The 19528-nt window shown below is 43.6% G+C and carries 18 protein-coding genes, 1 riboswitch and 1 other annotated feature; of the genes, 4 read left to right on the top strand and 14 right to left on the bottom strand.

Going from position 1 to position 19528, the window contains the following annotated elements:
* Window positions 1-39: 39 nt before the first annotated feature.
* The 6 genes from OTG27_RS12600 to OTG27_RS12575 form a co-directional block, all read right to left on the bottom strand.
* Complete coding sequence (locus tag OTG27_RS12600; RefSeq protein ID WP_268937117.1) at window positions 40-405, bottom strand: winged helix-turn-helix transcriptional regulator; 366 nt, start codon at window positions 403-405, stop codon at window positions 40-42.
* Window positions 406-698: 293 nt separating this feature from the next.
* On the bottom strand, window positions 699-1703 hold the full coding sequence (locus OTG27_RS12595) for an ABC transporter permease (RefSeq protein WP_034305912.1): 1005 nt from the start codon (window positions 1701-1703) through the stop codon (window positions 699-701).
* A gap of 1 nt (window position 1704) precedes the next feature.
* The gene (locus OTG27_RS12590; RefSeq protein ID WP_268937116.1) at window positions 1705-3207 is read right to left on the bottom strand and encodes a sugar ABC transporter ATP-binding protein; all 1503 of its coding nucleotides are present in this window, start codon (window positions 3205-3207) and stop codon (window positions 1705-1707) included.
* 56 nt (window positions 3208-3263) lie between these two features.
* Window positions 3264-4376, bottom strand: a complete 1113-nt coding sequence (locus OTG27_RS12585; RefSeq protein ID WP_268937115.1) for a sugar ABC transporter substrate-binding protein — start codon at window positions 4374-4376, stop codon at window positions 3264-3266.
* Between the two features lie 115 nt (window positions 4377-4491).
* Window positions 4492-4597: riboswitch (SAM riboswitch) on the bottom strand.
* Between the two features lie 94 nt (window positions 4598-4691).
* Window positions 4692-7433: a GTPase domain-containing protein gene (locus OTG27_RS12580; RefSeq protein ID WP_268937114.1), complete on the bottom strand. Its 2742-nt coding sequence runs from the start codon at window positions 7431-7433 to the stop codon at window positions 4692-4694.
* Between the two features lie 486 nt (window positions 7434-7919).
* Complete coding sequence (locus OTG27_RS12575; protein ID WP_164468807.1) at window positions 7920-8093, bottom strand: hypothetical protein; 174 nt, start codon at window positions 8091-8093, stop codon at window positions 7920-7922.
* A 206-nt stretch (window positions 8094-8299) separates the two neighbouring features.
* Window positions 8300-8546: a binding site (T-box leader), on the top strand.
* A gap of 98 nt (window positions 8547-8644) precedes the next feature.
* Between OTG27_RS12575 and brnQ the strand changes: the two genes are divergently transcribed.
* The 4 genes from brnQ to rluF all read left to right on the top strand — a co-directional run bounded on the left by brnQ (window position 8645) and on the right by rluF (window position 12902).
* Window positions 8645-9976: a branched-chain amino acid transport system II carrier protein gene (gene brnQ / locus OTG27_RS12570; protein ID WP_268937113.1), complete on the top strand. Its 1332-nt coding sequence runs from the start codon at window positions 8645-8647 to the stop codon at window positions 9974-9976.
* Between the two features lie 122 nt (window positions 9977-10098).
* Entirely contained in the window at window positions 10099-11031 is a 933-nt protein-coding gene (locus OTG27_RS12565) for an aldo/keto reductase (protein WP_098184936.1), read from the top strand.
* A 148-nt stretch (window positions 11032-11179) separates the two neighbouring features.
* Window positions 11180-12079: a DMT family transporter gene (locus OTG27_RS12560; RefSeq protein ID WP_268937112.1), complete on the top strand. Its 900-nt coding sequence runs from the start codon at window positions 11180-11182 to the stop codon at window positions 12077-12079.
* A gap of 115 nt (window positions 12080-12194) precedes the next feature.
* Window positions 12195-12902 (top strand): 23S rRNA pseudouridine(2604) synthase RluF, encoded by a 708-nt coding sequence (gene rluF, locus OTG27_RS12555; protein ID WP_268937111.1) that lies wholly within the window; start codon window positions 12195-12197, stop codon window positions 12900-12902.
* A gap of 363 nt (window positions 12903-13265) precedes the next feature.
* Here the strand turns inward: rluF and OTG27_RS12550 are convergent, their stop codons facing one another.
* The 8 genes from OTG27_RS12550 to OTG27_RS12515 all read right to left on the bottom strand — a co-directional run bounded on the left by OTG27_RS12550 (window position 13266) and on the right by OTG27_RS12515 (window position 19520).
* Window positions 13266-13403, bottom strand: a complete 138-nt coding sequence (locus OTG27_RS12550) for a hypothetical protein (RefSeq protein WP_268937110.1) — start codon at window positions 13401-13403, stop codon at window positions 13266-13268.
* A gap of 57 nt (window positions 13404-13460) precedes the next feature.
* Entirely contained in the window at window positions 13461-14210 is a 750-nt protein-coding gene (locus tag OTG27_RS12545; RefSeq protein WP_034305932.1) for an ABC transporter permease, read from the bottom strand.
* Window positions 14211-14972: an ABC transporter ATP-binding protein gene (locus OTG27_RS12540; RefSeq protein ID WP_268937109.1), complete on the bottom strand. Its 762-nt coding sequence runs from the start codon at window positions 14970-14972 to the stop codon at window positions 14211-14213.
* Between the two features lie 198 nt (window positions 14973-15170).
* Window positions 15171-15524: a DUF1048 domain-containing protein gene (locus OTG27_RS12535; RefSeq protein ID WP_034305937.1), complete on the bottom strand. Its 354-nt coding sequence runs from the start codon at window positions 15522-15524 to the stop codon at window positions 15171-15173.
* A gap of 66 nt (window positions 15525-15590) precedes the next feature.
* Window positions 15591-15911, bottom strand: a complete 321-nt coding sequence (locus OTG27_RS12530; RefSeq protein ID WP_016131412.1) for a PadR family transcriptional regulator — start codon at window positions 15909-15911, stop codon at window positions 15591-15593.
* A gap of 538 nt (window positions 15912-16449) precedes the next feature.
* Entirely contained in the window at window positions 16450-17418 is a 969-nt protein-coding gene (locus OTG27_RS12525; protein WP_191930499.1) for a sugar phosphate isomerase/epimerase family protein, read from the bottom strand.
* A gap of 21 nt (window positions 17419-17439) precedes the next feature.
* The gene (locus OTG27_RS12520; protein ID WP_034305944.1) at window positions 17440-18480 is read right to left on the bottom strand and encodes a Gfo/Idh/MocA family protein; all 1041 of its coding nucleotides are present in this window, start codon (window positions 18478-18480) and stop codon (window positions 17440-17442) included.
* Window positions 18481-18497: 17 nt separating this feature from the next.
* Entirely contained in the window at window positions 18498-19520 is a 1023-nt protein-coding gene (locus OTG27_RS12515) for a Gfo/Idh/MocA family protein (RefSeq protein ID WP_057278545.1), read from the bottom strand.
* Window positions 19521-19528 lie beyond the last annotated feature (8 nt).

Genomic DNA, 19528 nt, shown 5'->3' with positions numbered 1-19528 from the left:
CTTGTCAGGGAAATACTTCTTTTGATTTAATCAAAATAGCTACACCTGCGTCTGTTTAGTATCCTGAGCTGGCAAACTGTTTTTCTCTCCCCACTCGCACATCATATTTAACAATGGGATGAGAGATAGACCACGATCAGATAATGAATATTCTACTTTTGGAGGTATTTGGGGAAATTCCTTGCGTATGATAAGGCCGTCTGCCTCCAACTCTTTTAACATGATGCTTAGCGTTTTAAAGGAAATGGTACCGATACTTCGCTTCAGTTGATTATGACGCATGACCTTATTTTCAGACAGCCAATACATTATGATCATTTTATATTTGCCGCCTATCAAGGACAGCGTATATCCAAAGCCAGTTTCATTCGGTTTCACACCTGCCGGAACACAGGTTTCGCGCATAAATTTACACTCTCCTTTAGATAAGTATATGATATGAATGTTCATACTTTTACAATAGATCATTATCAATCTTATTAAAAGGTAAATAAGGTTTCTATAAAAATTACTATTGCGGTCAATCTTTATACTCCGACAATGAGGGTTCAAAAAGTGCTCATGCCACCATTTTAGCATAAGTAAAATGATGACGATCTCCTTAACCCATCCCTTTTTAAAAAGGAAAAATCCTGTTGCATTACAACAGGATTTTTTCATATTTTTGGATTTCTGAAGAGTAACGTAACGAACTCTTTTTAATGTTTTTGCTTATAATAGGTTACCGCGAGCGCAAGGGCCAGCACTGTTCCTTTGACGATATCCATCGCATAATACGGAACGGACATCATGATGAGTCCATTTTGAAGGATTCCGATCAGGACTGCACCGATGAAGGTTCCAAAGGCATTAGGTTTTCCCGCTCCCAAAACGGAGGAACCAATGAAGGCTGCCGCGACGGCATCCATTAAATAGGGTGACCCTGAATTGATTTCCGATGTCATGACCCTTGAAGCAAGGACAATCCCCCCGATTGCAGCAAATAGAGCCGAAAGCAGATAGGCAAGGATTTTGTATTTATTAACCGATATCCCGGAAAGTCTCGCCGCTTCCTTATTTCCCCCAATAATGTACATATAACGACCGTGCTTCGTATAAGTCAAAAAGATATGGGTCGCTATCACAATGACGGCCATGATCAGGATTATCCACGGTACCTGGCCAATTTTGGCGAAAAACGGGCTGATCAGTCCTGTTGCGAACGTCCCGTCTGGCATGACCATATTTTGCGAAACCGTGGCCCCTTTTGTATAGGTAAGGGCAATTCCCTGGATAATGAACATGGTAGCCAAAGTCATCAGCATGTCGGGAATTCTCAATTTAACGATCATGAATGAATTCAAAGCCCCTACGAAAAGTGAGGCACCGACCGCAGCTAATATGGCGATGAATGTATCCTGGGAAAACCAGACAAACATCGAGATGACGATGGCATTGGCCAATGATGCGACGGAGCCCACGGAAAGGTCGAAGCCATCCACGGTCAGTGATATCGTAATGCCGATCGCAATGATGGTCACGATTGAAATGGAACGCAGGATGTTTATCAGGTTAGACGTTTGGATGAAAGATGGATTGGATACGGCGAAAATTCCAATCAGAATGATAATCGTCAATATTGTGCCGTATTTATAGAAAAAGTCGAATAGTTCCACCTTTTTCTTCGCTTTCGCTGTCTGTGTAACAGGAATGGGTATGCTCATCCTATTTACCTCCTGTTGAATAGAATAGTAGTTCTTCTTCATTCGTTTTGCTTGTTTCCAATTCGATGACAGTGCTCCCGTCATATAACACATAGGTCCGGTTGGTAATGCCAATGATTTCGGTAAGCTCGGAGGATGCATAAATGATCGCTTTTCCATTCCTTGCAAGCTTTGCAATCAATTCGAATATATCCTTCTTGGCTCCGACATCGACCCCTTTCGTTGGTTCATCGAATATGTATACATCCGCATCTGCCATAAGCCATTTTCCAATCGCAACTTTTTGCTGGTTACCACCGGATAGGTTTTCGACCTTCACTTCCCCTGAAGGTGTTTTAATGCCGAGACTTGCGATCATTTCCTTCGCCTTTTCCTTTTCCGCCTTACGATCGACGACACTGAATGTTTTGCAGAATTTGCCGAGACTGGCTGCAGTCAAGTTTGCCGAGACTGATTCCTGTACAAGGACCCCTTCTTTCCTGCGTTCCTCAGGTACAAGTGCCAGCCCGCTTTTTACTGCTTCATGCGGTGATTTCAGAGAAAGCTTTCGACCATTCAGTATGAATTCACCCGCTGTGATGGACGTATGACCGAAAAGGGTTTTACACAGCTCCGTTTTCCCAGCCCCGACCAGCCCAGCCAAGCCGATTATCTCGCCTGCTTTAATATTCAGACTGACATTCTTAACTTTCTCGGCATCTGACAATCCGTTCACTTCCAGAATTACGTCTCCAATCGAAGCATTCACTTCAGGAAACTGTTCATCCATGGTTTTCCCGAGCATGTTCTCTACCACTTCGGTACGGGTTATGTCCTCGATTTTTCGACAAGTGACACGCTCCCCATTCCTCATGATCGTAATTTCCTCACAGATTTCAAAAATCTCAGGCAGACGATGTGAAATGAAAATGATTGCCACACCTTTTTGCTTTAACTCATTTACAATTCGAAAAAGTTCTGTCGTCTCCGTATGACTTAACGGAGCAGTTGGCTCGTCGAGAATCAGGAATTTGCATTCTGTCGAAACGGCTCTTGCTATCAGGACCATCTGTTTTTCAGCCAAGGTCAGGTCTCTAACCAACTTTTTCGAAGGGACATGAATTTTCATATCTTCAAGAATAGAAGTGGCTTTGTTGTGCAGTTCTTTCCAATGTACCCTTTGTTTTTTTCCCATGTTTTGGACCATATCATTCAACATTACATTTTCCCCAACTGTTAAATAAGGGATGAGGGCGGTATCCACTTCCTGATGAACTATTTGAATGCCCTGTTCCTGAGCAGCTTTTGGCGAGCGGATATCCCGCTTCATCCCATCAATAAAAATGTCACCTGAATAATGAACATGGGCTCCCGATAAAACTTTCATTAACGTCGATTTCCCTGCTCCGTTTGCACCGACCAATGCGTGGGCTGTTCCTGATTGTACAGAAAAATCAACATCACTTAGCGCCTTCACCCCCGGAAATTCAATCGAAATCATCTTCATTTCTAGTTGCTTGCCCATGCCCATTCCCCCTTATAGAACAGACACTCCCTTCGCTGGAAAGAGAGTGTCTCTTTTTATTTTTTATAATGATCTTTCAAAACCTTCATCCAATCTTCTTCAAATTCCGTCGATACACCCCAGCCATCGACAATATCAGACAGGTTTGCCATGTTTACCGCTTCTTTTGAAGCTTGGATTTGCTTTTGCGAAATGAGTGATGCCTTCAAATCATATGTTTGCGGTGTTTCTTCACCCGCTAATTTTTTAGCCAATATCCTCATATTCACTGCACCGATCAACTTGGGATCGACTGCTGCCGTGTAGGACCAAGAGCTATCAGCCGATTGGATTTCCTGGAGATCTGCATTCGAAACATCAATTCCATATATCTTCACTTCATCGCGGCCCGCTTCTTTAATCGCCCGGGCTGCACCGATAGCAAAGGCATCCCATGTTGCGAAAATGGCATCCAATTTGCCTTTAGGGTATTTATTCAGCATTGCGGCTACAGCATTTTGTGTCTGAACCGAAGTATCAGCGGATGCCACTCCGAATCTTTCGACTTCTTTAATCCCTGGATTTTCTTTTAGTTTTTCCTGATAGACTGCATTTCTTCTTACCATTGGAGGAAAACCATCCACCCAAAGATATGCAATTGCCGCTTCACCTTTCTGTTCTTTTATCAGTTTATCGAAAGCCAATGTTGCCAGCGCTTCATCATCTTGTGAAGTTAATGTCACGCCCTCTATTTTAGATAGATCGCTTATTGAATCGAATGTGACAACGCTTTTACCTGCATCAACCAACTTCTGAACGTCATTTACAGTTGCGGCATCATCACCATGTGAAATGATATAGCCGTCGTAATCTTCCTCCAAAGCCTGTGCTATCGCATCATGGAATTTAGCCGTATCACCATTGGCTGTGTACGTATCGACCTGAAACCCCAGTGCTTCTCCTTCTTCTTTCGCCCCCGCCAGGTATTGGGCAGTATGATCATCACCGCCAATTTTACGGATCACTTTGATTTTGGCTCCATCGCCATCAGCAAATCTCTCCGGGACATTTTCAAATGATACTTTTTCTTCTTTCTTCGATTCTGTGGAACTCTGCCCTGCAGAGCAACCCGTTAAAAGCAAAGCCGAAGCGATGGCAGAAATGAATATCCCTTTAATAGACCTTCTCATCTTGTTCCCCTCCATGTTTTCTAATTAGTCTTATCAGTTAAGTCGGTGTAAATCCCAAAATAAAAACCTCTCTAATATAGAGAGGTTTAATCGGCTGTTTTGCAGACTTGTCCCTCTCTTATCTGTCAAAACATTTCTGTTTTGCAGGATTTAGCACCAATTCCTAATGGAACGGTTGCTGGGCATCTTAGGGCCAGTCCCTCCGCCACTCTTGATAAGAGATATATTGTGTTACGTTTTCGTAATTATCACTTTATAGGGATATAGTCGTAAAGTCAATAGATTTTTGAATATTTGAAATGTTTCCTGTTATTTTTATTTTCTTTGGAGCTGGGCTAGACGCTTTTTCTCGATTTTTTCAAGCCTCTCCAACTGCCTTAATTTCACTTCGAACAACGTGATCGGATCACGGTAAACCTCAGGATTTTCTTTCATATGCTCCAATGCAGCCTGGTAGTCTTTTATTTCAGTCTGCGTCTGCTCTATCGTTTTTTGAAGTAAGGCAAATGAACTGCGATAGAAAAGTGAGATGTCCCGATCCAATGATTTTTCAAACAATCCAAATTGGGTTAGGAAACGTTCCGTGATCATTTCAGCAACATCCAGGTAATCTTCACTTTCCAGGTATTTCTTGTAACGATTGTACATATTGGCCTTATTTTGCGGTATCGCCCCAAATAGCTTACCTGCTCCTTTAAGCAGCAATTGTGATGGAGTCCTGCGCAAAAGGATATTAACGTTTTCGATGCGGATACTGCTTGTCATCCGGTCGGCATCACGGCGCCAGTCATCCAATACCCTGAAGTCACCTGCCAGTGTAATCCGTTCTTCTTTGTATAATTCATTGAATCCGGCACTCATCTCATCCATGAACTGCTGGCTTTGTGAGAACTCCATTTGGGAACTGGCAATCCAGTCTTGAAGAGAACGGTAATATTGAGGCATGATCTTGTCAGAAATGAAGTTTTGAATCCGCTCATTCATTTCCTGGTTTAACTGTACATGGACCTGACTGAAATCACTGCTTTCCGTTAACGATTTAGAGCAATCCCTCAGTAATTCAGGAATTTTTGAATAAAGCTGACTTTTCACTTCGTCCTTAAGCGAACGATACGACCTTATGATATTTTCACTTTTTTCTTTTTCCAGATCAGCCAGTTGATTGACCGCTCCATTCAGTTTGACTTCCATCTGCTCATTCCAAGAGATGGAATGCTCGCATTTCCGCTCATTGGCTGTCCGTTTTTCTAATAGATAAGATAAAGTTTTACGAATGAATGCCAGGATTTTTTCAGATCTTCTTTCCTTCCAATTATCATCTTGATAATTCGATTGAAGGAAGGCTGAAAGGTCCTTCAATTGCTGCCTGCTGTCATAATGTTTGGAGAAAGCGAACACTTTCGCATTCGGGAAATATGCATTCACTTTATCCCATGTTTCGTCTTCCATCCGGACTGCGACCTGATCACTGTATATCGTATCCATTTTATTTAATAGGAAATGGATTGGCAGTTTAGGTGCCATCATTTGAATTTCCAATAATAGATCCCTTTCGCTGCCGGTGAAAGGAGCCCTGGCGTCAAGAACGAACATCAGGCCATCACTGCCATGTAAATAGCCTTGGAAATCGGATTCCACGCTTTGTTCCCCATTGAACCCCGGTGTATCCAATAATCGCAAATGATTATTTCTTAGGTAGTCACTGATGATTGTCACATCGACTATAGTCCCGCGCTGACGGCGTGTTTCATCCAAATCAGTTAGCTCCTCGACAACTTTGCTATCTGTATCGGTAATTTCAAGGATTTCCAAATCATCCCCGTCTTTGACACTGACTAGGGAAGAATGGTCCTCAGCAGCAATGCTCTCTCCAACGATTGACTGAATAAAGGATGTCTTGCCATTTCCTGTGCTTCCTGCAAGAAGGAGATTGAAATTGCTGGTATCTTTAAGCCCCTCCACCATCCATTTAAGCTTATTTCCAACCCTTAAATCATTATCTTCAGCCCACTGGATAATGGAATTGAACAGTTTCTCTCCCGCTTCCAGTCCGCCTCCCAATTTAGGCGATTTCGAAAGCAGGCTCTCCGCATCCTGAATGACCAGCGCATTGATCGTATCCGGGAAGATTTCATTCCAGGACAACGTGGATGCCGCCGCAAACAGCGAAAGCTCCCCGTCTGCGATTTTGAGCCAGTTTTCCAGCAACCTTGGCACGACAGGACTTAATTCTTTGATTAGATGCGTTCCTTCTAACAAACCTGCATATGCATCCCTGTAATAGACGGAAAGCTCATCCCATACATCCGCATGGTTCAATTCGATGGTATCTATCAAATTATTAATCACTCTTAACCATTCGAAATAAGCATCCGTATATTTATAATTTTTCCAAAGGGCAACCGTCATTTTCTCGAAACGTTCCTGGTCGAGTGTGTATAGCGAACCAAGGACAGTTGAGAAATAATCCGGCTCCATCGATTGGGCAACACCCTGCTGGATATACGTTTTCAGCACATCGAACCAGCCCATTGACGCTGTACGGATACTTTCATTCGCCGCTAATACCACCGCACTGTTCCAATCCTTTTGTTCTTCAAAAAAGGCTCGTGCAATTTCAGTGACATTCGGGTAGTCTGGTTGAAACTCGACTGCTTCTTTCACGACTTTGGAAGCCAAATCATTTCTCGATTCCACTATGTACAAGGAAAACAGCTGCAAAAGAACTTCTGTTTTCAAGACAGCTTCATCCGTATCGACGGATTTATAGATATCCTCTGCGGTTGAATACATTTCCAATTCAAAATACGCATCAGCGATGTTTTTCTTCGCCCATGAACCAAGTTCCCCTTCTATGTTTTCCCATTTAAAAATGGCTGCTTCATAGTCATGGTGCTGAAAATATACCTCTCCTTGAGCAAATCTAATTGCGGTTAAATCGGATCTTTCCTTTTTTTGTTCCACGAGGAACATTTCACCCAAAGCTTGAATGGGATGCTTCCTTGTATCCTCAAGCATCGTTTCATAATATTTTTTTCCGATCAGACGTTCGTCCATCTTTATTCCCCCGATATATTTCATATTTTCAATTAAAGGATAATCACTGATTCTATAAGACTCATAGCAGACCTAATATTCAATTTATAGGTTCCTTTAGTTAAAAAATCATTTACAAAACCTTAAAATGTTATTTTAACAAAACAATATGGTAACAACATGTCACCACTCTTACAATTTTAAAACAGAAGCAACTAGAACTGTAATGTTTTTAATAAACCGATACAGAGATGTCATTTCCATTTTCGAGAAAATATGTTTTTCTACATATCAGCTAGAAGTGAGCGAACCATTCTCCATCCCTCTAAATGACCAGAAGCCCAGCCCTTCAACTTACCTATAAACGGTAAAAAACAAAATCACTCTGGCTCGTCCATTACTTGATCCCCATTTTTGCATTCATATAAAAAAGCAGTACCCTCATTCATAAAAGGTAACTGCTCACTGATAAGCTCCGAACAGTACTTGTCCTTTGACGAATTAGGATTATACCCCTGTACGCTTACGTTGGTTATTCGGCTTTTTGGTCAACTGGCTTTTTAGCTGTTTCGTTTTCTTCACAACGCCTGTTTCCAGTTTATCTTTACTTGATCCCGCTTGCTTTTGAGCCAGTTTTTGTTTGACTGCATCCGCCAGGCTTAATTTTTTATTTTCAGACATGTTGTTGTCTCCTTTAGTGTTCTGCCTCTATTATAATATAGTTGCGATTAGAAAGATAATAGGGAGTAATATCCTATTCTTCTTCAAAAAACACTCTTGATAAAGTTGGTTTCGCCAAATGGGGACTAATTTCCTGCTCCTTTGAAAGGATTAATGATAAATTATGTTGACTTCATAATCAGAATTTGCTAAATTATCTTTATATTATAAAATCTATGAAGAGAAAGAGTAAGATGAGAACCCTGTTCCACAGAGAGTCGACATGTGGTGGAAGTCGATGTCCAAGGCCTATCCGAAAATCATCTCTGAGATGCAAAGCTGAAAATGCAGTAGGCTTTGACGGGTTTCCGCCGTTACAATGGATCACGTATGAATTCGTACGTTGACTGAGTGCCGCAGCTTCTTTGAAGTGCGGAATATGGGTGGTAACGCGAGCACAAACTCGTCCCTGATTTTTCAGGGGCGAGTTTTTTATTTGCACAAAACACTTTAATTAGCCTTTTTCAGGCCAGTCGGCGGGAGTTATCATTTTAAAAAAAGGAGAAATCACCATGAAAAAAACAGACACATTATTTATCGGCCTTATGCTTTTCTCAATGTTTTTCGGAGCCGGGAATCTCATATTCCCTCCATTTTTAGGAGCATCTTCTGGAACTTCTTTCTGGCCAGCCATCGCCGGTTTTGTCGCCACCGGAGTCGGCCTGCCAATTTTGGTGCTTCTTGCAGTCTCACTTGTTAAAGGCGGCGCACAAACCATCGGTGCCCGAGTACATCCCCTATTCAGCACGTTGTTCATGGTCGTAATCTATTTAAGCATCGGGCCGTTTCTGGCCATTCCGCGGAATGCGAATGTTGCCTATGAAATGGGCTTCAAGCCGTATCTTGGCGACTCTGTGGATCAACCACTATTTCTATTCATGTTCACAACCATATTTTTCATCATCGTTTATGCCATTTCATTGAATCCGGAAAAAATGGAAACCTTCATGGGACGCTGGATCACGCCCGTTCTACTTTTGTCCATGGTCATTCTCTGTGTCGTTGGGTTCGTAAAGCTTGATGCTCCTTTCCAAGCTCCAACCGAAGCATATGCTGCAGGAGCCTTTTCGAAAGGGTTCATCGAAGGCTACAATACGATGGATGCTTTAGCTGCCTTGGCCTTTGGGATCGTCATCCTTACTTCAATCCAGCAAAGGGGGATTTCCGAACGAAAACAATTGACGAGATATACAGTAAAAGCGGGTCTCATCGCTGGTGTTTTGCTTTCTTTAGTTTATATCTCCTTAGGTGTAATGGGAGCACGCATGGCAGCCGGTGGGTCATTCGAAAACGGAACGGATATCCTCACTGTCGCTTCCACCCTTTTACTAGGAACCGGCGGGAAGGCCCTTCTTGGCATCATTTTCACTTTGGCATGCTTCACCACCGTTGTCGGGTTGACGACTGCTTGCGGACAGTATTTCTCGAACCTTTTCCCCAAGCTGAACTATAAAACAGTCATTCTGATTGTAACAATCGTCGGTTTCGTCCTTTCAAATATGGGTCTGAATCAAATTCTGAAAGTATCGGTACCATTCCTTGTGATGGCTTATCCGCTAACGATCGTCCTGATTGTCCTGACATTCTTCAGCCGTCATTTCAAAAATCCGAAGAAGGTTTATCGCAGTGCAATGACTTTCACAGGAGTCTTCGCCTTGATGGATGGGCTGAATGCTTTTGGCTTACAATTAGGACCCGTACAAACCTTGACTGATGTCCTTCCCCTTTCCGCTTACGGCATGGAATGGGTCATCCCTGCTCTCGTCGGTACAGCCCTTGGCATTCTGCTCAGTCAAATCGGACAAACAGCTTCCGCTGAGGAGTTGGAAGTCGAAACACTATAATAATGAAGTAAGCAGGTGATCTTTCCGGTCATCTGCTTATTTTGTACACACCTTCATTGCTTTATTTTGGAAATCGGCAACGGCTTTTTGTTATGATGGTGTCAAAGGAGATGATGAGTAATATGTCTAAGCAAACCCGTATTGGTAAAACAGATCTGTATGTAAACCCGATTGGCCTTGGCACGAATGCAATTGGCGGACATAACCTTTTTCCTAATCTAAGTGAGGATACAGGAAGGGATGTTTTGAGAACGGCATTGGAAGAAGGAATCAACTTTTGGGATACAGCTTACATTTACGGTCCTGAACGTTCAGAAGAACTTATCGGTGAAATCCTTAAAGAGAGCCGCAAACGCGAAGACATAGTCCTTGCCACTAAAGGGGCACACAAATTTGTCGATGGCAGCATCGTTTTTGATAACTCTCCCGCTTTTCTGAAAAATGCCGTGGACTCGAGTCTAAAAAGGCTCCAAACAGACTACATCGACTTATTCTATATCCATTTCCCTGATGGTGATACCCCTAAAGATGAAGCAGTAGGTGCCTTAAAGGAATTGAAGGATGCAGGCAAGATAAAGTCAATCGGCGTCTCTAACTTTTCGTTTGAACAATTGAAGGAAGCGAATAAAGACGGCTATGTCGATGTCCTGCAATCCGAGTACAATCTATTCAAACGGGAGGCAGAACAAGACCTGCTTCCATATACAGCCGAAAATGATATTTCCTTCATTCCTTATTTCCCCCTTGCTTCCGGTTTGCTCGGCGGCAAATATAATCAGGATTCAACATTCGATGACGGCCGGGCAAAAAGTCCGCTTTTCCAAGGACAAGCCTTTGTAAGCAACCTGCAAAAAGTGGAAGAAGTACGGGCGATCGCCAACAGGAAGCATACCGATGTCGCCGATGTCGTACTAGCTTGGTATTTAACCAGGCACTCGATAGATGTACTGATTCCCGGAGCGAAAAAACCAGAACAGGTCACACGCAACCTACAAGCATTGGACGTCGATCTAACCATGGATGAAATCGCCGAAATCAGTGCCATTTTCGCTTAATATAGATGTGTGAAAAGGCTGTTCAGCTAAAGTTGAACGGCCTTTTTATCCTGTCCAAAATTGACTGATAAGGCCCCCTATATTGCTTAGGTGCCCCTATTTTGCTATATTTAGTGAATATTCCATAAATTTAGGGAGAGGCAGTCTGATGAAAAAATCTATTGTTATTTTATTTCTTATCTTGGCAAATTTGTTCTGGGCCGGTAATTATATATTCGGAAAGTACGTTGTGACCGAACTTTCCCCGATCCAACTAACCTTTGCGCGATGGCTAATCGCCGTTTTCTTATTGTTTCCTTTAGCGCAATGGATTGAAAAACCAGACTGGAAGAGTGTATGGAAAGCCTGGAAATTACTATTAGTCATTGGTGTACTCGGAATCATCAGTTATAATTTTTTCCTTTATTGGGCTCTGACCTATACAACTTCCATGAATGCAGCTCTTGTCAATTCCATGAACCCTGCATTAATTGTTCTTTTTTCCGCTTTGCTGTTAAAGGAGAAAATTTCATCCCTACATGCACTTGGACTTATCCTATCTTTATTCGGCGTTTTATTGGTCTTAACAAAAGGACACCTTCTGGATATATTCCAGCTCAATTATAATAAAGGCGACCTATTGATGATCCTGGCGATTCTCGTTTGGACCTTCTATTCTATAATCGGTAAAAAACTGAAAAACATTCCGATCATCTCAGCTACTGCCGTTTCCGTATTTCTCGGTTTGTTTCTCATTGCTCCATTTGCCATTGGCTCGGGAATGAACCTTGATTTAAGCAGTAAAGCCATCACCGGTCTTTTATATATCGGGATTTTCCCTTCTGTCGGCTCATTTATTTTCTGGAATATTTCCCTTCGCCATATCAATGCCGGTCAGGCTGGGATTTATCTAAATCTGATTGCTGTATTTACCGCCATTCTTAGCCTTATTTTGGGTCATGCGATTACGACCATCCAAACCCTCGGTGGCCTCCTTGTTTTCCTCGGCGTCTACCTGACAAGCAAAAAGAAAAAAGCAGATCCGTCAGCTGTCACGAAGAACATGTAAAGGGCATCCAGTGATACACATCAACGAACGCTTTCTTCTCTTTTCCCCTTGTCTATGCACCATGATTTACGTTATCCTTTAAAGAAGAAAATCTGAATGTAAAGGTGTGCTTTAGTTGAGGATCAATAAATTTATCAGTGAATCCGGTATTACCTCGCGACGAGGCGCAGACAAATGGATAGCCGAGGGCCGTGTGACGATTAATGGCACTGTAGCTGAGCTCGGCAGTCAAGCTGAACCCGGCGATGATGTCCGGGTGGACGGCAAGCCGATAAAAGTCGAACAGCAAAATGTCTATATTGCACTGAATAAACCGATAGGGATTACAAGTACGACCGAAAAACACATAAAAGGGAACATCGTTGATTTTGTAAATCATCCGCTTCGCATTTTTCATATCGGACGGCTGGACAAAGACTCAAGCGGTCTGATCCTTCTTACAAATGACGGAGATATCGTTAATGAAATCCTTCGTGCAGAAAACAAGCATGAAAAAGAATACATCGTAACCGTGGATAAGCCACTTACCGCTTCCTTCATCAAAGATATGTCATCCGGAGTGGAGATTTTGGATACGAAAACACTTCCTTGTAAAGTTAAGCAGTTGACCAAATACACATTTAACATCACTTTAATGCAAGGACTGAACAGGCAAATCCGCCGTATGTGCTCCGCACTAGGTTATGAAGTCCGTGATTTACATCGAATCCGGATCATGAACATCCATCTGGACGGACTGGCGATCGGACAATGGCGCGACCTGACCGTGGATGAATTGACGGAACTATTTAAAGAATTGGATTATTCCCCTAGGAAAAGATGATAATGAAGATGCCCCCAGAATTCCGGGGGCATCGCTTTTTTAATTTCAGGATTATTTTCAGCAATCATTTTGCTTTTATTCGTAGTTTTGCAGATTTACTCGTGAGTTTTGCACTTTTACTCGTGAATTCCGCACTTTTACTCGTGAATTCCGCACTTTTACTCGTGAATTTTGCACTTTTACTCGTGAATTTTGCACCTTTACTCGTGAATTCCGCGGGGAGCTCCATACATTTTATGATAATGAAAGGAATCTATTTTTAAAGACATTCATTCCCAAAGCGGTTTTATTTCTGAATCTACTCTTTTCCTGTCAATTACATCTAGGGCTTTATTCTTTTCATTTCCCCTTTCCGAATGACCACTACCCTTTTGCTGTAATTCTTCTAAAGCAAGTATCGCAAATCCCATGATGGGATAAGTGGCCGCCACCAATCACCCCAATTTTGAAGGTTTCCATGATTTGATCGATGGTTGCCCCGGCATTTAAGCAGACTTCCATGTGATGCATTCATCGCATCGGCTGACTATGAAATGACCAATCCCGATAATGGTGTACTTACCCGAACTGGCGTTTAAATACTTTACTGGCGAAGAAGTAAGCGATGACCATGATGCCGACGCACCAGGCAAGCGCAATCCAGATATCGTTCCCAACAGACCCTTCATACAAAAGGGCACGAATCGCATTCACGATTGAAGTCACTGGCTGGTTCTCGGCGAACGCACGGACAATTTTAGGCATGGTTTCGGTGGGGACAAAGGCCGAACTGATAAACGGCAGGAAAATCAGCGGGTACGAGTAGGCTGTCGCCCCTTCCAAAGACCCCGCTGTCAATCCAGGAATGACCGCCAGCCATGTCAGCGCCAGCGTAAACAGTACGATTATCCCAGCTACCGCTAGCCAATCCAGGATATCAGCGCTGGAACGGAAGCCCATCAAGAGTGCGACGAGGATTACCACGACGACAGTAAGCAAATTGGATATTAGCGAGGTCAACACGTGAGCCCACAATACCGACGAGCGCTTGATGGGCATGGTAATGAAACGCGCCATCAACCCGCTCTTTACATCCGTAAACAGCCTTACTGAAGTGTAAGCGACGCCGGATGCTATAGCCATCAGCAAGATTCCCGGCAATAAATAATTGACGTAGTTGTCCGTGCCTGCCTCTATGGCGCCGCCAAATACGTAGACAAACAGCAGCATCATCATAATCGGCGTGATCGCCACCGTGATAATCGTATCCGGGCTGCGCATGATGTTGCGCATTAAACGCCCTAGTAATACCCCTGTTTTGCTATTCATTTACAACTCCTCCTTTTTGCCGATGATTGCGAGGAAAATTTCCTCCAATGTCGGCTGCTTCTCGATGTACTCTACTTTCGCTGGCGGGAACATCTCCTTGAGTTCGGTAAGGGTCCCGGTCGAGATGATTTTTCCGCCATGCAGGATGGCGATACGGTCCGCCAGTTGTTCGGCTTCCTCCAGGTACTGGGTCGTCAGCAGAATTGTCGTGCCGCCGCCAGCTAGCTCCTTGACCGTATCCCAGACTTCAATCCGGGCTTCGGGGTCAAGCCCTGTCGTCGGTTCGTCGAGAAAAATGACTGCTGGCGTCCCGATCAGGCTCATGGCGATATCAAGCCGGCGCTTCATCCCGCCGGAATATTTATCTGCCCGGCGGTTGGCCGCATCGGTCAGGCTGAATCTCGCAAGCAGATTGTCGGCGGCTTGGGCGGGATTGGAAACTCCCCGCAACTTGGCGACCATCAGCAGGTTTTCCCGCCCGGTGAGCATGCCGTCTAAAGCTGCAAACTGTCCTGTCAGGCTGATGCTCTGGCGAACATGATCCGGTTCACGCTGAACGTCAAAGCCGCAAATACCTACTTCACCGCCATCGGACTTCATCAGCGTCGAGAGGATGTTGACCGTCGTCGTCTTGCCCGCTCCATTTGAGCCCAGCAGGGCAAAAATTTCGCCACGCCGCACCTCAAAATCCACCCCCTTTAAAACTTTATTGTCTTTAAAGGATTTTTTTAACCCTTTTACAGTAATCACTGCATGGCTCATACTTTTTTCCTCCTTTTAATAGCGCAGTAATGCCGCTTGTAAGATTCGAATTTATCCTTCCGAGCACCCAGCGGACTAGGTTGCCTATTCTCCTCTATTTAGTCTGACTGATAATCTGTATAACTTACTACCGGGTTAAAAATATAACTGAATAGCGAAGGTGGCATTTCACTTTTGTAACCAGCTATTCAGTCGGAATTATTTATTGAATTTATTTTTTCCCAATCGCTTCATGATACTGTCATTCAAATCCTCACGATACTTGGCGAAATAGGTTCTAGCATTTGCCACTAGTTCGTCGGCAAAGGACGCCACATCGTCCCCAGTGATTTCTAGCACTTGCCTGCCTTCCGCAGCACCGGCTTCGAACAACTCGATTAATTCATACTGCATGTGCAGCATATCCATCCCGTTGCCCGCTGAGAAATTCCACATATAGTTTTGAATTTTCTTAAATACAAATTGGTAGTCCTCAGGCAGGGCTTCAACCCGTGCCATCATCATTTTATACTCTTTTTTATCACCAATCATTTTTTTGAACAATTCCATCATGTTATTTATCCTCCTTTTTTATAAACAAGACACTCCAAAAAATAGCGTACGGAATATCTTATGAAGCTAGATTGACTTTAAGACATTGATTTTTGATGATACAAAATCCCATTTTTTCCAAAATAATTCAAGTTCCTGGCGTCCAGCCTCATTAAGTGAGTAAAACTTGCGGGGCGGCCCCATATCTGACGGTTTCTTCTCTATGTTCACCAGTTTTTTCTTTTCTAATCGCACGAGGATGGTGTAGACCGTCCCTTCCACGACTTCAGTAAACCCAAGCTCGTTCAGGCGGCGGGTAATCTCGTAGCCATAGGTTTCATGGCGGCTGATGATTTCCAGCACGCAGCCTTCCAGCGAACCCTTCAGCATTTCAGTTAAATTTTCCATGCTCAGCCTCCTCTATTTTGTGACTTATATTAAAACGTAGTTCCGAGGGAAGTTTTTATACTGAATAACTTTTGGGAAATCACGCTATTTAGTATTACTTATTACAACTAAACTGTAACACCGAGTAGCAGAAGTGTCAACTTTCTTTCTTAAAAATATTTCTGCAACTTCACTACTCGGTGATATTGGTATCCTGCGTTACTTACTACAAGGTATGCTGTAACACACAGTAGGGTGACTGTCAAATTGATTTTTTTAAAAAACCAGCTCTCTCCATTGGATACAGCCGACGTAAATTATGCTGTTTCACTCGTGAATTTCACTTTTATCCGTAAGTTTCACTCTTTTACTCATGAATTTCACTTTTACTCGTGAATTTTATGCTTTTACTCGTGAATTTCGCACTTTTACTCGTGAATTATGCTGTTTTACTCGTGAGTTTCACGCTTTTACTCGTGAATTCCACTCATCCACTTTTGCACGAGTAAGGGCGAAAATAAAAAGCAACCTGCATTAGGCTGCTCTTTTCGGCTCTAAATTATACCCACCATAAATCAGTTGGACTTTCGTTGATGAGTACAGTTTTCAGATTGGTTACGGCCCGTTGGAATCCTTCTTCAACTGACATCAGCGGATCTTCGTGTTCGATGCTGACGACGTAATCGTAACCGTATGTGCGAAGGGCGCTCATGATGTCGGACCACTCTTGCAGGCTGTGGCCGCATCCTACAGAGCGGAAGTTCCAGGCACGGCTCTGGATATTGCCATAAGGCTGCATGTCGGTCAATCCATACATATTGATGTTATCCTGATCCAGGTATGTGTCTTTTGCGTGGAAGTGGTAGATTGCTCCCGCTTTCCCTAGGATTTTGATGGCTCCGACTGGTTCGATGCCCTGCCACCAAAGATGGCTTGGATCAAGGTTGGCGCCTATTGCATCAGATGTAGCTTCCCGCAGTTTTAATAAGGTGTAGGGTGTGTGGACGAGAAAGCCCCCATGCAGTTCAAGGCCGATTTTTATATTGTGTTCATCGGCAATGGCAGCCACCTTCGTCCAATAGGGGATCAATTTTTCTTCCCATTGCCATTTCAGCACATCTGTATACTCATTCGGCCATGGGGCTACGGGCCAGTTTGGATATTTAGCTCCTTCGTGATCACCCGCTGTACCAGAAAAGGTATTGACCACCGGGACGTTCAGTAAGGATGCAAGTTTGATTGTTTTGATCAGTGTTTCATCACTTTCTTTAGCGAAGGTTTCATCAGGAGAGATTGGATTGCCATGGCAGCTGAATGCACTGATCGTTAACCCTCTTGTTTGAACGGCTTCGAGGTATTCTTGGCGCTTTTCTTCACTTTCGAGCAGTTCATCGAGTGGACAATGGATATTCCCTGGATACCCGCCTGTACCGATTTCAACTGTTTTTAATCCGGAATCCGCGACATAATCAAGCATATCCTCGAATGATTTTTGAGCAAATAGCACTGTAAAGATCCCTAATTTCACATGCCCCACCTCACCTTTTCATTAATTTATGCTCATGACCTTCCCACTTGCCGAGCTTTGATAAATCGCTTCGATTATTTTCGAAACTTTCATGGCTTCCGATGGTTTTACCAATGGTTCCGCTAACCCCAGGCAGCTGTTGATAAAGTTCTCTGCCTGTTGCAGGTCTGGTGTATCCTCTCCTGGCATCCATACAGCCTCACTGTTTAAAAGCATGCCGTGCTTAGCCTGATTCAAGACCAGCGGAAATACATCAAGTCCGCCCTGCGTTCCGGATAAACTCAAAACAGTTGCTTCTTCACGGATATTCGCGGCCCAAGATGTTTCGAATAATAGAGATGCTCCGTTGGCAAATTTGATATATGCCGTGGCATGGTCATCCACTTCAAATACCGAGGCATCGAAATTGCCCCATAAATTGACCTGATCGACACCCTTACTGACATAATTATATGTCGAACCTACGATTTCAATCGGTTCTGGGTCATCCATCAGCCATAATGCCAAATCGAGCAAATGGCAGCCGTAATCGATCACGCTTCCCCCGCCTTGCAATTCCTTGCTTGTAAAAACTCCCCAGCCAGGGACTTTGCGCCGCCTGATTGCCTGTACACGCGCTACATACGGTTCACCGATTTCACCGGCCTGAATCATTTTCTTTGCAGCTTGGGCTTCCTTCATGAAGCGGTAATGATAGGCAGTCGATAACACTTTACCTGATATGTTTGCAGCCTCGGTTATCGCTAAACATTCCTCGGTTGTAATGGCCATCGGCTTTTCGCATAACACATGTACACCCGCTTGCAGGGCAGCAATGGAAATCTCAGCGTGAAACTTGTTTGGCGTTGCGATTGTAACAGCATCCACTTCAGCAAACATTTCTTCATAATTCGTGAAAACCTTTTCGATATGAAATTCCCGCGCCACTTCCCGCGCCTTCATTTCATCTATATCCTGAATGGCGTATAAAACCACTTTATCTTGAAATTTTTGAAAAGCTGGGATATGCCTTTTTTGGGCAATTCCGCCAGCACCGATAATACCCATTTTTAATTTGTACATGATGACTTTTAACCCCTTTATAAGCGGATGATTTTTCGGGATGCATTTGATTCCATCGCGCCAAGAATGACTTTTAATGACTTTAATCCTTCAACTCCTGAGACAAGAGGCTCCTCATTGTCCACCACACATTTTACAAAGTGGCTGATCACTTCGGAATCATGCTGTCCTTCTGAGTCATTAGTCTGGATGCTTCCTAATTGGGTGGTTTCTGTCTTTCCATTATCATGATGGATGATCAGTGAGTATTTCGGATCGTCTTCAAGGCGCAATACCGCTTTTTCCGCATAAATGACCGTAGCATTGTCTTCTTTTGCATAAGACCAGCTGGCGGTAAGAGTTCCGATGATACCGTTCTCCGTCCGGAGGATACAGGCCGCACTGTCATCAACGTCCGTGTTTTTCTTGGCAGTCGTTTCCACAAAGGCTCCCACTTCAACAAATTCTTCTCCAAGGATATACCGTAATAAATCAGCTTTATGAACGCCTAAATCGCCCATTGCACCAATGACCGCCTGATCCTTTTTAAAAAACCAGCTTTCCAGTCCGTCCACGCTCCAGGTTTCCGGCCCGGAATGTCCAAAAGCCGTCCGGAAGCTATAGATTTTCCCTAGCTCCCCGCTCTCAATAAGCTGTTTCGCTTTTTGATGAGAGGGAACAAATCGCTGATTATGGCCAATCATTAGTATTTTGCCGCTTTTCGCTGCTGCTTCATTCATTTTTTCAGCGTCTGCTAAAGAAGTAGCCATTGGTTTCTCACATAGGACATGCTTACCCGCTTCCAAGGCCGCAACCGTGATGCGTGCATGCAGGTAATTCGGTGTACATACACTGATCGCTTCAATCTCCTCATTCTTCAAAAGTTCTATATAATCAGTATATGCTTGCGCTCCATACCTTTGTGCTGCTGCATTCGCCCGGTCCGGCACAATATCACAAACGGCAATGATCTCCGTTTCCTGATGTGATTCATACTCCGGAAAATGCCTGTTTTTTGCGATACTCCCGCATCCAATGACTCCTACCTTCACTATGCCCATTTTGTTCT

It is taken from the genome of Peribacillus sp. AS_2, assembly GCF_026891895.1.
Classification (GTDB): Bacteria; Bacillota; Bacilli; order Bacillales; family DSM-1321; genus Peribacillus; species Peribacillus frigoritolerans.
Note: the sequence above shows the minus strand (reverse complement) of the source record. Positions and strands in the feature narration are given on the sequence as shown.

Excerpts from the sequence above, each read along its gene's own strand:
- OTG27_RS12600 (WP_268937117.1), bottom strand. The coding sequence starts at position 405 with ATGCGCGAAACCTGTGTTCCGGCAGGTGTGAAACCGAATGAAACTGGC.
- OTG27_RS12595 (WP_034305912.1), bottom strand. The coding sequence starts at position 1,703 with ATGAGCATACCCATTCCTGTTACACAGACAGCGAAAGCGAAGAAAAAG.
- OTG27_RS12590 (WP_268937116.1), bottom strand. The coding sequence starts at position 3,207 with ATGGGCAAGCAACTAGAAATGAAGATGATTTCGATTGAATTTCCGGGG.
- OTG27_RS12585 (WP_268937115.1), bottom strand. The coding sequence starts at position 4,376 with ATGAGAAGGTCTATTAAAGGGATATTCATTTCTGCCATCGCTTCGGCT.
- OTG27_RS12580 (WP_268937114.1), bottom strand. The coding sequence starts at position 7,433 with ATGGACGAACGTCTGATCGGAAAAAAATATTATGAAACGATGCTTGAG.
- OTG27_RS12575 (WP_164468807.1), bottom strand. The coding sequence starts at position 8,093 with ATGTCTGAAAATAAAAAATTAAGCCTGGCGGATGCAGTCAAACAAAAA.
- brnQ (WP_268937113.1), top strand. The coding sequence starts at position 8,645 with ATGAAAAAAACAGACACATTATTTATCGGCCTTATGCTTTTCTCAATG.
- OTG27_RS12565 (WP_098184936.1), top strand. The coding sequence starts at position 10,099 with ATGTCTAAGCAAACCCGTATTGGTAAAACAGATCTGTATGTAAACCCG.
- OTG27_RS12560 (WP_268937112.1), top strand. The coding sequence starts at position 11,180 with ATGAAAAAATCTATTGTTATTTTATTTCTTATCTTGGCAAATTTGTTC.
- OTG27_RS12550 (WP_268937110.1), bottom strand. The coding sequence starts at position 13,403 with ATGGAAGTCTGCTTAAATGCCGGGGCAACCATCGATCAAATCATGGAA.
- OTG27_RS12545 (WP_034305932.1), bottom strand. The coding sequence starts at position 14,210 with ATGAATAGCAAAACAGGGGTATTACTAGGGCGTTTAATGCGCAACATC.
- OTG27_RS12540 (WP_268937109.1), bottom strand. The coding sequence starts at position 14,972 with ATGAGCCATGCAGTGATTACTGTAAAAGGGTTAAAAAAATCCTTTAAA.
- OTG27_RS12535 (WP_034305937.1), bottom strand. The coding sequence starts at position 15,524 with ATGATGGAATTGTTCAAAAAAATGATTGGTGATAAAAAAGAGTATAAA.
- OTG27_RS12530 (WP_016131412.1), bottom strand. The coding sequence starts at position 15,911 with ATGGAAAATTTAACTGAAATGCTGAAGGGTTCGCTGGAAGGCTGCGTG.
- OTG27_RS12520 (WP_034305944.1), bottom strand. The coding sequence starts at position 18,480 with ATGTACAAATTAAAAATGGGTATTATCGGTGCTGGCGGAATTGCCCAA.
- OTG27_RS12515 (WP_057278545.1), bottom strand. The coding sequence starts at position 19,520 with ATGGGCATAGTGAAGGTAGGAGTCATTGGATGCGGGAGTATCGCAAAA.